Source organism: Halopseudomonas maritima, from assembly GCF_021545785.1.
In the GTDB taxonomy this organism is placed as follows: Bacteria; Pseudomonadota; Gammaproteobacteria; order Pseudomonadales; family Pseudomonadaceae; genus Halopseudomonas; species Halopseudomonas maritima.
Genome location: NZ_CP079801.1, coordinates 2,616,672 through 2,631,282, shown reverse-complemented (window position 1 = coordinate 2,631,282; position 14,611 = coordinate 2,616,672). Strand labels below are relative to the sequence as shown.

The 14,611-nt window shown below is 56.7% G+C and carries 10 protein-coding genes; 7 read left to right on the top strand and 3 right to left on the bottom strand.

Annotated features, from left to right (window positions below; genetic code table 11):
* Nucleotides 1-383: 383 nt before the first annotated feature.
* The 4 genes from HV822_RS12100 (at nucleotide 384) to HV822_RS12085 (ending at nucleotide 6,253) form a co-directional block, all read left to right on the top strand.
* Entirely contained in the window at nucleotides 384-2,162 is a 1,779-nt protein-coding gene (locus HV822_RS12100; RefSeq protein ID WP_238870325.1) for a DUF1302 domain-containing protein, read from the top strand.
* A 27-nt stretch (nucleotides 2,163-2,189) separates the two neighbouring features.
* Nucleotides 2,190-3,560: a DUF1329 domain-containing protein gene (locus HV822_RS12095; RefSeq protein WP_238870323.1), complete on the top strand. Its 1,371-nt coding sequence runs from the start codon at nucleotides 2,190-2,192 to the stop codon at nucleotides 3,558-3,560.
* Nucleotides 3,561-3,624: 64 nt separating this feature from the next.
* A complete protein-coding gene (locus HV822_RS12090; RefSeq protein ID WP_238870321.1) occupies nucleotides 3,625-4,788 on the top strand; it encodes a saccharopine dehydrogenase family protein in 1,164 nt (387 codons plus the stop codon).
* A 64-nt stretch (nucleotides 4,789-4,852) separates the two neighbouring features.
* The gene (locus tag HV822_RS12085; protein WP_238870320.1) at nucleotides 4,853-6,253 is read left to right on the top strand and encodes an MFS transporter; all 1,401 of its coding nucleotides are present in this window, start codon (nucleotides 4,853-4,855) and stop codon (nucleotides 6,251-6,253) included.
* Between the two features lie 240 nt (nucleotides 6,254-6,493).
* Here HV822_RS12085 and HV822_RS12080 read toward each other — a convergent pair whose 3' ends face one another.
* The 3 genes from HV822_RS12080 to HV822_RS12070 all read right to left on the bottom strand — a co-directional run bounded on the left by HV822_RS12080 (nucleotide 6,494) and on the right by HV822_RS12070 (nucleotide 9,287).
* Entirely contained in the window at nucleotides 6,494-7,444 is a 951-nt protein-coding gene (locus HV822_RS12080; protein WP_238870318.1) for a YagK/YfjJ domain-containing protein, read from the bottom strand.
* A gap of 355 nt (nucleotides 7,445-7,799) precedes the next feature.
* Nucleotides 7,800-7,997: a helix-turn-helix transcriptional regulator gene (locus tag HV822_RS12075; protein ID WP_238870316.1), complete on the bottom strand. Its 198-nt coding sequence runs from the start codon at nucleotides 7,995-7,997 to the stop codon at nucleotides 7,800-7,802.
* Between the two features lie 96 nt (nucleotides 7,998-8,093).
* The gene (locus tag HV822_RS12070) at nucleotides 8,094-9,287 is read right to left on the bottom strand and encodes a hypothetical protein (RefSeq protein WP_238870315.1); all 1,194 of its coding nucleotides are present in this window, start codon (nucleotides 9,285-9,287) and stop codon (nucleotides 8,094-8,096) included.
* Between the two features lie 107 nt (nucleotides 9,288-9,394).
* Here HV822_RS12070 and HV822_RS12065 point away from each other — a divergent pair, with 107 nt between their 5' ends.
* The 3 genes from HV822_RS12065 to HV822_RS12055 all read left to right on the top strand — a co-directional run bounded on the left by HV822_RS12065 (nucleotide 9,395) and on the right by HV822_RS12055 (nucleotide 14,605).
* Nucleotides 9,395-10,207, top strand: a complete 813-nt coding sequence (locus HV822_RS12065) for a hypothetical protein (protein WP_238870313.1) — start codon at nucleotides 9,395-9,397, stop codon at nucleotides 10,205-10,207.
* Nucleotides 10,208-10,576: 369 nt separating this feature from the next.
* Nucleotides 10,577-11,455, top strand: a complete 879-nt coding sequence (locus HV822_RS12060; RefSeq protein WP_238870311.1) for an alpha/beta fold hydrolase — start codon at nucleotides 10,577-10,579, stop codon at nucleotides 11,453-11,455.
* 162 nt (nucleotides 11,456-11,617) lie between these two features.
* Nucleotides 11,618-14,605: a DUF748 domain-containing protein gene (locus tag HV822_RS12055; RefSeq protein WP_238870309.1), complete on the top strand. Its 2,988-nt coding sequence runs from the start codon at nucleotides 11,618-11,620 to the stop codon at nucleotides 14,603-14,605.
* Nucleotides 14,606-14,611 lie beyond the last annotated feature (6 nt).

Here is a 14,611-nt window from a genome sequence, read left to right as displayed (position 1 = left end):
TCGGTCTGCTTAGGCGGGGGCGCGGAATGTGTGGGCGCGGTAGCCGAGGGGGCAAGTTCGCGGAAAAGTCCATATCGAGAATGTTCCAGCACAAACAAAGGCGGAACACATTCTTACCATAAAACGTCTGATGCCGTACAAAACGGCCCATCTAGAAGCACAGTCGAATGTTCTAACCTACCGGGATGATCGGCTACCGCTGAAAGCGCTCTTCCATAGGGCATCGCCTGGCGGGACTGCGACCACACAGAAGAAAAGCACCATAGCACAGTGCATTAATCCTAAAGAACTAGTACGCAAATGAGCTCTTTCGGGGACTAATCACCCCTTCTCCAACGCGCTTCAATCACTCTGCTTAAACAGCTTGAATGGAGCTCACGACAATGAACAATAATCTACGCTCAGTATCCCGTTTGGGTGTGCTTACGGCGGCGATTGGTGTTGCCACCGCAGCCCAGGCGGTGGACTTCGATATAGGTCAGGTCCAAGGTAGCCTGGACTCACAGCTATCGATTGGTGCCAGCTGGAGTACCAGCAAGCCCAGCAGCAGACTAATCGACACCAACAACGGCGGTCATGGCGCATCTTCCACCGGGGATGATGGCCGCATGAACTTCAAGCGCGGTGAAACCTTCTCCAAAATCTTTAAAGGGGTCCACGACCTTGAGTTCCGATACGAGGATAGTGGGGCTTTTTTCCGCGGCAAATACTGGTACGACTTCGAGCTTAAAGACGAGTCGCGCACCTTCAAGCAGATAAGCGACCAAGGACGCTCACCAGCCGCCAAATCCTCAGGTTATGACCTGTTAGACGCGTTCGTCTATCACAACTATTACCTAGGAAATATGCCAGGCCACCTGCGGCTTGGCCAGCAGGTAGTCAGCTGGGGCGAAAGCACCTTTATAGGCGGAGGTATTAACTCTGTGAATCCTTGGGATGTCGCTGCTTTGCGCCGTCCAGGGGCTGAACTAAAAGAGGGTTTGGTACCAGTGCCGATGGTCTTTGCCTCGCAACGGTTGAGCAACACTGTGAACTTGGAGGCATTCTATCAATTGAAGTGGGAGCCCTACATTTTAGACAACTGTGGCACCTTCTTCAGCTCCGATGTCGCCGCGCCAGGTTGCGCAGATAACTTCACTGTGCTTGATGGCGACCTTATGGCTTTATCACCCATCGCGGCAATCCATGGTCAGGCGTATCCGGGTGGTGCAGAAGGGGTATTGATTCCCCGCCTCAAAGATCGCGAGGCCCGAGATGGTGGTCAGTGGGGGCTTGCGCTCCGTTTGCAAACTGACAGTACAGAGTTCGGCTTTTTTGCCATGAACTACCATAGCCGCGTCCCCTTTTTGGCATACCAAGCCGCACCACTGAGCACCTATGCAAGCCTCAACGATATCATCGGCAGCGCGATAGGTATGGGCGTAACCGACCCGGCGACACTGGAAGGGCTGACGGCAGCAACTGTGTTAGGCAGTGCAAGGTACTTCATGGATTATCCCGAGGATATACGCCTATTCGGTGTTAGCTTCGCCACTACCCTGCCTAGTGGCACAGCGTGGAGCGGTGAGATCAGTTACCGTCCCAACGCGCCGGTTAGCTTTAACGCCGCGGATATGACTCTAGGTCTACTGACTCCAGTAGATCCGGCCATATCCAATCTGGGGGTTGAACCCGGCGGTCAGGTCCGCGGTTATAAGCGCAAAGAAGTCAGCCAAGTGCAATCTACGCTAATCCACACCTTCGATCAGGTCCTCGGCGCAGAACAAATGGTACTGGTAGGCGAGGCAGCGCTAACCCATACATCCGGCCTGGAAAGCACACGCCAGCTCCGCTACGGCCGAGATACTGTATTCGGTGACACTCGAAGAAAAGGCTATACCACAACCAACGCCTGGGGCTACCAGTTGGCCGCCAGCCTTGAGTACAGCGATGTCATTGCCGGCATCAACCTAGAACCCAACTTGGCCTGGTCACATGACGTATCCGGCTATGGTCCCAACGACAACTTCATCGAAGGGGCCAAAGCTATTAGCCTCGGGCTCGACGCCAACTACCTAAACAAGTACAGCGCCAGCCTCAACTACACCAACTTTTTCGGCGGGCGTTACAACACCGAAGTTGATCGAGATTTTATTGCGCTGAGCCTCGGCGTGAGCTTCTGATTTCCTGTACGCAGACGAGAGATAACCATGAAAACGACTATCTTCACCTACGTCGCGGTGAGCTTGTTGGCTGCCGCGTCCCCACATGCTTTATCGGCAGTTTCAAGCGAGCAAGCTGAGCGCTTGGGCAAAGACCTGACCCCTATCGGTGCAGAGCGTGCTGGCAATGCTGAGGGCACCATCCCAGAATGGACTGGCGGGCTGGTAACCAATGCCGGCCAAGTCGATGCCAAGGGTTTTCTGGAAAACCCCTTCGCCGATGACAAGCCATTATTCATAATCACCGCTGCCAACCTGGAGCAATATCGTGACAAGCTGACGCCCGGACAAATCGCTATGTTCAATCGTTACCCGGCCACTTTCACAATGCCGATTTATCCAAGCCGGCGCAGCGCTGCTCTGCCAGACGATATATACAACCGGATTAAAATAAGCGCCCTAGAGACTACAGCAGAGAACAACGGTTACGCTGTAGGCAACTTTCAGAACAGCCGATATTACGCTTTCCCGATCCCCCAGGATGGCCTACAGGTATTGTGGAACCATATCACCCGCTATCGTGGCGGCAATATGCGGCGAATCATCACGCAGGCAACGCCAAGTACCAACGGTACCTTCATTCCAGTTCGCTTTGAAGAGACAGTCGCGGCTCCCCAAGACTTGCCTGATCTGCCAGAAGGCAAAGGTGACAACATTATCTCGTATTTCAAGCAGCAGGTTACCGCTCCAGCCCGACTGGCCGGCAACGTTTTGTTAGTTTACGAGACATTGGATCAGTTGAAAGAGCCTCGCTCGGCCTGGCTATACAACGCTGGCCAGCGTCGCGTACGTCGCGCCCCTCAAGTCGATTACGATGGCCCCGGTACTGCCGCAGACGGCCTTCGCACTACCGACAACTTCGATATGTTCGGTGGTGCGCCGGACCGATATGACTGGAAGCTGGTGGGTAAGCGTGAACTGTATATTCCCTACAACAGCTACCAACTGGACTCTCCCAGCCTTAAGTATGAAGACATCATACATGCGGGGCATCTGAATCAGGAAAACGTACGCTACGAATTGCATCGCGTATGGGAAGTCGTCGCCACAGTCAAGCCCGAAGCACGCCACATCTATGCCCAGCGCCAAATGTACTTCGACGAGGATACCTGGCAGCTCGCCCATGTGGACCACTACGACGGTCGCGGCCAACTATGGCGCGTTGCCGAGGGACACATGCAGCAGTATTACCACGTCAAGACCCCAGCCTACACCCTGGAAGTCATATATGACCTGAATGCTGGACGCTATTTGGCCTTGGGTATGAAGAACGAGGAGCGCAACAGCTTCGAATTTGGCATACCCGCAAGGTTTTCCGACTTCACCCCTGCAGCTCTGAGGAACGAAGGGGTGCGCTAAATCACTCCCCTCCACAGGTAACCGACTCGGTAACAGCCGGGTCATAGCATCTAAAGGAAATAACATGAAAGTATTAGCTATAGGTGGAAGCGGCAGCATGGGGCGCGCAACTGTGCGCACCGCGCTGACTTATGATTTTATCAGTGAAGTTATCGTTGCGGGTATTGATGGTGAACTGGCCGAACGCTTTGTCGCTTCACTCGAAGATCCTCGAGTTCGCAACCTGCACTTGGACATCACCGACAATCAGGCGCTGCGCGCTGCCATGCGCGATGTAGATGTCGTGCTCAATTCCGCCGGCCCGTTTTTCCGCTTTGGCGTGCCGGTACTCAGCGCTGCTATCGACGAGGGCAAACACTACTGCGACATCTGTGATGACTGGCAGCCGACCCTGGACATGCTCGCCCTGCACGAACGGGCCCGCCAGAACCAGGTCAAGGCGGTCATCGGCCTGGGAGCCAGCCCCGGCATCATCAATCTGCTGTGCGTCAAGGCCGCCCAGACCCTGGATCAAGTGGATACGCTGGTCTCTGCCTGGAAGCTCTCGGGCGCGATCAATGACGATGACGGCTTCACCCCGCTACCTGCCACCGGCCATGTGGATGCCGCCGCAGTACATTTGATGCACTGTCTATCCGAAAAGATTCGCGTACTGCGGCAAGGCCGGTTCATTGATACCGACCCGCTGGAACATTCGACGATCGAATTTCCCGGTCTCGGTAACCTCGACGTGTGGTCGTTGGGCCACCCGGAAGCTGTCACGCTGATACGTCGCTTTCCCCAGTTGCAGAACTGCTACAACGGCATGCTCGGCATCGACGATATCGCCAGCGACCTGCGCCAGGTAGCCAGTGCTGTAGCGATGGCGCACATGAGCGTAGATGATGCCGCGCGACTGCTGGCCGGAGAGGGTGGTCGCGAAGCTCGTCAGGCCAGACTAGCAGAAAAGGACCGGGCGGATGTACCCGGTGCGCTTGCCTTTGCCGCCGGCTACCGCAATGGCCAACCTGCCACCGCCGGAGCCTATATCAACCACCGACCTGTCGGTGGCATGGCGACCATTACCGGTATTCCCCACGCCCTTTTCCTTCCGCTGCTACAGAACGGTAACATCAAGGAGTTCGGCGTTTTCGCGCCAGAACAGGTAATCGACCCAGATACCTTCTTCAAGCTTCTAGACCCGTTCTGTGGCCCCCAAGGCGCAGGCCTAACAGTGGTCACAGCGTAAAACCAGCTGGGGTGGCATCCTCAGGCCACCTCGGTTTTCGCCCATTTCTTTGTGAGACTCGGTCATGATCGCCATGCCCGGCAGTCGGCGCATCCTGAACAGGAGCTTCACCATGCCCAAAACTAAGCGCACCCCAGGGCTGAGTTTTGAACTTGCCTATGGCGTGGGCAGTATCGGCACGGCGATATTCGTCATCGCCCCACAGATTCTACTTTTATATTTCATGACAGAAGCGCTGAGCATTCCGCCCGGCGCTGCAGGAATGGCGCTGCTGTTCCCGAAGTTGATCGAGCTTTTCACCGATCCTCTTATCGGTCGCTGGTCCGATCGAGTAGATACGCGCTGGGGGCGGCGCCGACCATTCATGGCCGTGGGCGCAGTGCTGTTCGTAATTGGGTTCATCGCCCTGTTCTCCCCGCCTGATTTCAATCACTGGCGCAGCGCTTTGATCTGGGTACTGCTTCTCTACACCCTCACCACTACAGCCTATACACTCTTCGAAGTGCCCTATATCACCATGCTCGCCGAGGTCACTGAGGACAGCAAAACACGGACCAGAATAGCTGGCTGGCGTAGCGTTTTCCTTTCAGTTGGCTTTCTGCTTGCCGGCGGACTAGCACCTTGGGTAGTTCAAAGTGGTGGTGGTGAACGACCAGCATTCGCCACCATGGGCCTGCTAATCGGGCTCATGTCCTTTGCCGCAATGACCACTACGGTGCTGGGTACCAGCAACGGACGAGTAATCCAGCGTAGTCGGCAAAGCAGCGGCAGCCTGCTGCAGCCATTGCGAGTGCCGGCGTTCGCTTGGCTCTGGTTGGGCTTCATTATCCAGATGGTATCGGTCAGCGTAAATTCCTCACTAATCAGCTTTTACAACAAGTACTGGCTGGGTAACGAGGAACTAACCGTTAGCAAAATCTTTATCGGCGTAATGACCCTGACTGTAATTACTACCATCTTCTGGACCCGGCTGGCCCGCTGGAGCGGCAAGTACCGCGGATTTTACCTAGCCACCACCCTCTATGCGCTCGGAATGGCGCTATTCTGGTTCGCAAAAGACGGTTTCTGGGGATTCTGGCTAGCCATTATCGTCCTAGGTATTGCCAATGCAGGCCAACAACTATTCTGCTTTGCCATCATGCCAGATATTGTCGCGGCCGAACGCCAACGCTCGGGCCTAGCTGAGGAGGGCTCTTTTACCGGCATCTGGGTACTCGGACAGAAACTCGGACTAGGTCTTGGGGCAGGGCTCGCCGGTATTGGACTGCAGCTCAGCGGCTTTGTCGAGTCCAGTGCAGGAGAGCTGGTGGGGCAAACCAACAGTGCCCTGTTGGCCATAGTAATGCTAACGTCTTTAGTACCCGGTGCCATCTGCCTTTTGTCTCTATTTCCCATCTACAAATCCAGGCAACACTTCACCTCAAGCGCGAAACGCACTGCAGGCACGGCTTCAATCTCTGAATAGCAACTAGAATCCGATTCTACGGGTGCTCCTAGCCTCATATTTGTCGATATTGGAAGCACCCTTTTTGACTCCATGGAGGAATCGCCGAATCAGGCTACCTGATTCGGCTTTCAACATTTTTCCCTAGACGGAGACTAGAGATTTTCTTAGAGCGCAGACAGGTACTGTACATAGTACACACTTAGTGAGCCCTGCATTCACCACTAGGCTTGATCAGCTATGGACAGTCGGAGCTGGCAGCTAGCGTATGCATCCCGTCCGATACGCTCTGGCACCAGCAGGCTTAATCCTGAGGTGCTGTCCTTTGTCCTTAACCAGGTAGGTCATCAGCTCCATGACTGCGTAGCGTCCTTTCTCATCACTGCGATGAAACATGCCAGTGCCTCGGTGCTCATCGTTACCGCCCCTTTTTACCCACTCCCTAGCGCTGTCATGCCAGTACCCTCGCCCGTTAGTAATCCCTTCCCACAGCTCACCGATACGCTCAGCTACGTGAAACTGACGAAAACGCTCTGATCCGTTGAAGAAGAATGCCGCATGGATGTGAAAACCCTGATCCTCGCCCTGCTCTACCCGAAGGATGTAGCCCACCAGATGGTCAAAGGCGGGATTGGTCCTGCGAGCCCTGACCATCTCGTTCATGTCAGCAAACACCTGCTCGACAGTGAGTCGTAGCCTAGCGGACTCCCGGTAGTAGAAGTTCAGCCTCAGCACCAACGTCCTGGCGTAGCGTTCCATCACCTTGTCGGTCCACTCTCGTAGCTCTTCGTCCTGCCGCTTGGCTTGGTATCGACGGTCTGCACACCTGCGTTGGTAGCGCTCACGCTTACTCAGGTCACGGATACGGTCTAACAGCAGGTTCATGGTCTCAGGCTCTGACAGGTAGCTACCGTTAGCCTCTGGATCAGGACAGGTATAGGAACGACCGACATGCTCCAGCCTGATGTCCTGGCAAGCGTCGTAGAACAGTTCCAGGTTCTCGCTGTAGTCGTAATCCACACGACCATCGAACAGAGCGAGCATCTGACTGAGGTAGTCCAGATCCGCTCCTAGCATCGTCTTGCGGTATGGCCTGTCTGGACGTGATTGTGGGATGTAGGCCGATTCACCTCTGCGTAGAGCATCGTCTACGAGCTGATCGATCTTGAAGCTGACTTCTGCTTGGGAAATGGTGGGTATGTAGTCGTGCATGGTATGTCTCCTGTTGAGGTACATACCACTGGTGAGGTGAGTATTTTTTAACCTGAATGCAGTTCTGATACCTGGTTGATCTGTAGGGTATTGATGTCCTGTCTATGGCTCTGTAGGTGTATGGGATAGCCTAGTTACCACTATCAGATGAATACTGTTTGTAGGGTATATAAATAGATCCCGATCCAGACCGACAGCCTATGCCCAGCGTAGCAAGCACTTCTGAGGGAAAAGTCACGGTGGGGCGGAGCAAAACCTGATGAACAGTCACTGACAAGTTAGCTGATGAGGGATGAGCGCTCGAGGGGAGCAAGTCGGCATAGGAGCACCACGACCTTGCGCCGTGGTGCCCCTGTTATGCCGCGCCGGCTTGCTGATCCCGCTCCTCAATACGCTCCAGAATCCAGTCCTGGACCTCGCTCTCAATCCACCCCACGCAACGGTCGCCCATGGATACTGGCTTGGGGAAAGTGTTCTCGCTGATGTGCTTGTAGATAGTTGACCGTGCCAGGCCAGTTGCGCTCATCACGTCACGCAGTCGAATGATCCTCATGAGCAGTCTCCTCTGTTAGCTCAGAGGATGTGGCGACGTAGTAAAAAATGACCTTCTGGAACGGCTAGCCTCAACCAAGTGCTACCGAGAGACAGCTCAGCCTTCACCGGGTGCAATGAACAGCAACCGACAGACGTGCACCTTGCTCCCCTTCAACCGGGGCCAGATCTGGAGCTCATCAAGGTCGTCCACTCTGAGCCCACGGTCGATGAGAATACGACGAACTCTGATCGCCGTCTCAATGCAAAACCAGACTAGCCTCCCACACAGCAGAGATAAAATGTTCGCAGGTATGCCATGGCCATAGACAGCCTGATAAACGGCCAACTGAGGATGCAGGAGAGCGGCAACTCTGTCATTCAGCCCTGACGAGCTAGCACAGTCGTCATAAAACGTCTGAGCCGAACTCAGACTCTCCGGACACGAGGGGACCAATTTGGCTGCTTCTTGAAGCAGCCTGAATAGCAGTGTTTCAAGTGCCACTTGCATCACCTGCTTTCGCAACACCTGTGGCAAGAAAGACAGCTGTTCCAAAAGCTCACCGTGGAAGTCAGCCTGCTCTACGTCCAAGAAAACACAGCTCGCAGCAAATCGCCCGGCAAGACATGGCCAATCTGGCAAGTTGAGCAGGTAGACAGAGGTCACCTTGTGCTCAGCAAGCAACCTGCTCGAAACCCCGGGCACCGCTCCCAAAATGACACCTCGCTGGTGCAGCTCCCTGACGTGCTTTCGCACACCAGAATCCGAGATCCCAGTCAGCTCTCGCAGGCGGGCCTTGCTGATACCCTGAACACAGCCCAACTCATCAGACCTATCGACCATAAGGCTGGCAATGAGTCGAGCAGGCACTGGAAGCTTAGATGATCGGGTGCGAGTTGGCGGATGACCATGCCCGACTTTAGTTCCCAGATCCGGACCACCTTTAGGATCATAGCTAAAGGCAGCACCACAAAGGCACTCGAGGATAGCCTGACGCTGCTTACCCCATGCCTCTGCCCTGCTGAACTCCGTCCGAGCTTGCTTAAGATCGGCAGACAAGCTAAAACTGAGCTTCGGGCGGCCAGGCGACGTTGTCACTCTATCGTCATCAACGAGGCAGCCTGCGTCGCAAAGAAGCCTGAAACCGTTGCGCACCATTTTCGCCGACACCGCCAGACGATCAGCTACGTCAGCGACGACGATTCCTCCCCAACGCCCATCAAATGCGAACATAAGGGCAGCAAGCAGGAATCGCTCGTTAACGCCCAGCTGTGGATCAACTGACTGCAGGAAACGTTCTAGGTAAACCACAGCACCCCTCCCCAAGGCCCCAAACAGGGGTCAATTTGGAATTCTATTAGCCTTGCCACAGTGGCGCCACTGTGGCGAGTAGGCAGGAACAGGGAACTGTGGCGAGCATGCTTGAGGATAAAATGAGACGCAAAAACACCAATAACGATACGCTACTGTCCTGGCTCGACCCGAAAGACCGAGAGCAACACCAATGGGCGGTCAACTACTTGCAGAATCGCATCGACAATGCCAAGAGCTACTTTAGGGCACCAAAGCACGGGGACTACAGGTTCGATGAGTTGCTGAGCATCGGAGAGGCTATTGAGGCAGACTTCGGCCAAAACGCAGAGTTTGAAGAAGAGTACGGGAAGCTCTTGGCGAGCATGAAGAAGGCTTGGGCCATGCAAAATAAAAGGCGCGCCATGAAGGCTTTGGGGGCTCGCTCAATTGTACTTGACCCAGAGACAGCAGAGATGCTGGCAGCGCTTGCAACATCAAAGGGAGTGGATGAAGGCGCGTATTTGCAGCAGCTAATGAAAAATCCCTATGCGAAACTTCGGGCGGGCAACGGACCAAAGCCGCTAGCAGGGGAGCGTGGTGATCTACAAAAGACTGCCGAGCAGCTAGGCGTCAAGACCATGATCCAACCCAACAGCCAGCACGAAAGCCAAGCTTTTATACCGCCAGCATCTGAAGAGCCAGCGAACACGGAGCAGTCAAAACTCGCGACTGACACTGCTCGGTCACCGGTCTTAGACCCAAGTGGTTCTTCAAGTAGTCAGGAGCAGCAGTCGATCACCTACACAACAGCATCAGGGATGATTGTCCAGATAGAGAAACGTCGCAAGAAAACCCAGAAGGGCCAAGAAGCCCTCAACAAGATGACCGAGAGGGTGCGAGAGATAGCGAGGCAGCACGGCGATTTCGATGAGGATTGAGCCTACTCGTTTTCAGATAGGCCAACCAAGGACAAAGCCATAAAACCGGGTACAAAATTTATGGAAATCAAGATAAGCCCTGAATATCCTAACCCTAACACACAGACTTCCTACTTAACGTCTAAACAGCGCTACTGTACTGTCTACCCCGGCGCCGCCGGGGTAGACATCCGAACACTCCCCTCGCACCAGCATTCGGCCCCTCTCGCCCTCCCGCCTATACTGTGTCCGTAATTGCAGTTATTCCATCCGAAAATGACGACACAAGCCCCCACAATTGCTCAAGAATAAGCCGGCATTCGCAAGCGCCACCAGGCATCGGCCAGCAACGCGCCCTCCAATAACAATAAGCAAGGTGAGACAGGACACATGAGCCAGCAACCAACCCAGCCCGCTTTCCAGACGATCAACACACGAGGCCTGAACTTCCGCGTGCTCGATCAAGGCGCAGGAACTCCGCTACTGCTGCTACACGGCTTCCCCGACTCTCTGGAACTCTGGCAGGCGATGACGCCCCAGCTGCTGGCAGCCGGGTTTCGCGTCATCACCTATGATCAGCGCGGTTACGGTGAAACCGACGCGCCCGCAGACAGCGCCAGCTACCGCATTGATGAGATCGTCGCCGACGCAACGGCAATCCTCGATGCACTGGGAGTCCGACAGCCAGTCTGCCTGATGGGCCACGACTGGGGTTCGGCCATTGCCTGGGCCCTGGCCCTGCAGCACCCGGAACGGGTACAGGCGTTGGTCGCCGTTTCAGTCGGACACCCAAAAAGCTACGGCCGCGCCGGCGTAAAACAAAAGCTCGGCAAGGGCCTGTATGTTCTCGGCTTCCAACTCCGCGGCCTCTGCGAGTGGTACCTGTTGCGCGCTGGCGGCTTACGGCGCTGGCTCGGCGACAGCGAACATGGCGATGACACCCTGCGCTTGATGTCTCGCCCTGGACGCCTGACTGCGGCGTTAAACTGGTATCGCGAGAACCTGCGCAACGCCGTTTTTGGCGAATGGGGGTCGGTGCAATGCCCAACCCTCGGCGTCTGGAGCAGCAACGACGCCTACCTGACCGAAGAACAGATGCTCGACTCCGAGCACTTCGTCAACAACAGCTGGGCCTATCAGCGCATCGAAAACACCGGCCACTGGATCCCACTGGAACGCCCCGAGCGCCTGGCACAGCTGGCGATCGAGTGGTTTCGAGAGCACACCACCCAACCAGGCAACAGCACGCAACCTGCACAAGTCCAGTAGACGACGCCTCTCAATCGCGGGAACGCTGCCCTTGTAGATCAAGCTACCGGGGCAGACCAGCCCGCCCGTTCACGTCTGCTGCTTGCCGCCAGCCTGGGGCGCCGCATCCGCGCGATTCCCGTGCCATACTTGTCCGGTGCTCCAAGCTGCTGCGAGATCTCCATGCATTTAAGGAAGAAGTCCCTGCTGGTCTCTGTGTTGACCATCGCATTTGCCTACAGCCTGATTGGCGCCCTGCTGCTGCCAGCCATCGTTCTGCATGTAGCCAACCAACAACTGAGCCGACTGGCAACCGTCCCTGCCAAACTGGAACGGGTTGAATTCAACCCGTTCAGCATGGAGCTGACGCTGTGGAACCTGCGCATTGGCGAAGAAGACGAGCCACAGGTCGCATTTCGTCGCGCCTACGCGAACCTGCAAATCGATAGCCTCTGGCGTGGCGCGCTGCACCTCTCCGACATAGAACTGGAACGCGCCCACGTCGACGCGCGTTTCAACGCAGAAGGCCAACTGAACCTCATGCAGCTATTCGAGCTGCCACCGTCTGAGCCCAAAGAGAAAGACCCTAACGCCCAACCCTTCCCGCTGCTGCTCGACCGCATCGCACTGATCAAGAACAGCTTCCACTTCGAAGACCTGCGTCCGTCGGAGCCAGTCGAATTCGCCTATGACGACCTGTCGGTCGAACTGCAGAACCTGAGCACCCTGCCCGACAACAGTGGTGCAATGACACTGGCCGCCACTGGCCCCTATGGCGCGACTCTGGATTGGCAAGGCGAGCTCAGCCTGATACCGCTACGCTCCAGCGGCCGTGTCAGCCTGCGTGCCGCCGAGCTGAATACCGTCTGGCCTTACGTGCAAGAGCGCTTGCCGCTATTGCTGCGCAGCGGCGCTGTCAGTGCCAGCACCGACTATCATGTCGACCTTTCCGCCGGCACCGACGTGCGCCTGAGCAATGCCGGCCTCAAGCTGCGCGAGCTGATTATCGACAACGGTGAAAACCCGCTGCTGCGCATCCCATCACTGGATATCAGCGACGGCTCACTCGACCTTACCGACCGCCTGGCCCGGCTGGGGAGCGTGCAGAGTGAAGGGCTGGAAGCCTGGGCAGCACGCACCGAGGATGGCCAGATCGACCTCCTCAGCCTGATACCTGCACCAACCAACACCACCCAGCCGACGGCCGTGAGCACGACTGCTAGTGCGAGCACCCAGCAGCCGCCAGAGCGTAATGCAGAAAGCAGGGCAATTGACGAAAACGACGCGCGTGCAGAGCAACCAGAGCAACCAGAGCAACCAGAGCAACCAGAGCAACCCACTAAAGCCTGGCAGCTGCAGCTGGCAAACGCCGAGCTAATCGGCTACCACCTACACCTGCAGGACCGCCTCCCTGAAAGAGATGTCGACCTGGAACTGGCGCCGTTCAACCTCACCCTAAACAATTTTGACAGCGCCGCGGCAGCCCCCTTCACATTGACCGTAGACACTGGCGTGAACGGGGACGGCCACGTAAGCGCCAGCGGCGAGGTCAGCCTGCAACCTATCGCAGCGACGTTCGCCATCAAAACCCGCGACATCAACCTGCAACTCGCCCGCTCCTACGTCGAGCCCCTGGTTCAAATCCAACTGCGCAGCGGCCTGCTCGACAGCGATCTGAACCTGCAACTGCGCAGCGCATCACCGCTTGATATCGGCGTTACCGGCGATGCCAACGTCAACCAGCTGCACGTTGTAGACTCCGCACGCAAACGCGATCTGCTCAAGTGGCAGAGCATTCAGGTTGCCGGTATCGACTACCAAGGCGCCAGCCTTGGTATTGAGCGCATAACCCTGCAACAGCCCTACGTTCGCTTCATCATCAACGAAAACCTCACCACCAACTTCAGCGACCTGCTGGTCAAACAGCCGAATCGCGCAGCACAACAGGCTCCTGCGGCGAACAAGCCACCAATGGCCCTGCGCATTGGCGGCATCCGCATTACCAACGGCTCCGCCAACTTCGCCGACTTCAGCCTGACGCCGAACTTCGCCACCGCCCTGGGCCAGCTTAATGGCAACATCGGCACCATCGACAACCAGCGGCAGCAGGTCGCCAGTGTAGATATCGAAGGCCGCGTGGATCGCTACGCCCCGGTAACCATCAAAGGCGAACTCACACCTTTTGACCCGCTCAACAGCCTCGACATCGCCACACGTTTTCGCAATGTCGAGTTAACAACCCTCACGCCCTACTCCGGCAAGTTTGCCGGCTACCGCATCCGCAAGGGACGCCTCAACCTCGACCTGCGCTACCGCATCGAGCAGGGCCAGCTGAATGCCGAAAACAAGGTGCTGCTCGAAGGCCTGCAACTGGGCGAGAAAGTCGACAGCCCCGACGCCGTCGACCTGCCCGTGCGCCTGGCCGTGGCGCTGCTCAAAGACACCAAGGGCAACATCGACTTATCGCTGCCCGTGTCCGGCAACCTGGACAATCCCGAATTCAGCGTCATGCCGATCGTCTGGCAGACCCTACGCAATCTGCTGCTGCGCGCCACCCAGGCCCCCTTCAAATTTATCGCCGGACTGGTTTCAGGCGATGACCAGGACCTGAGCCAGATCAGCTTTGCCCCCGGCCAGACAGCGCTGGACGGCAGCGCGCAAGGCACCCTCGACACCCTCGCCACCGCTCTGCAGGAGCGCCCTTCCCTGACCTTGGAAATTGAGGGACGAAGCACCATCAAGGAAGACGGTCCACCACTCGCCGCCGCCCGCCTGGAAGAAGAGTATCAACAGCTGCTGTACCAATCGCTGCAGCGCAGCGGCGCAAAGGTACCGGCCAACCCGAGCGAGCTGACAGTGGAGGATGACGACAAGCCGGCGCTGCTTGAGGGCATCTACCGCAGCCGCCTGAAACGCCAGCCGCCGCCCGAATGGGCAGAGCTGGATAGCGACAAGCGCGCCCCGCTGATGCAGCAAGCCGTGCTGGACAACTGGAGCAGCAACGCGCTGATGCTACGACGCCTGGCCCAAGCCCGCGCCGCAGAGATCAAGGCATACCTGGTAGAGCGCGGCGGCCTGGACGCACAGCGCCTCTACCTGATCGACGTATCGACACAGGACAGTAGCGGCGCCGACAGCATCAGCATCCCGCTGCACCTCGATAGCCAGTAGCGCCCG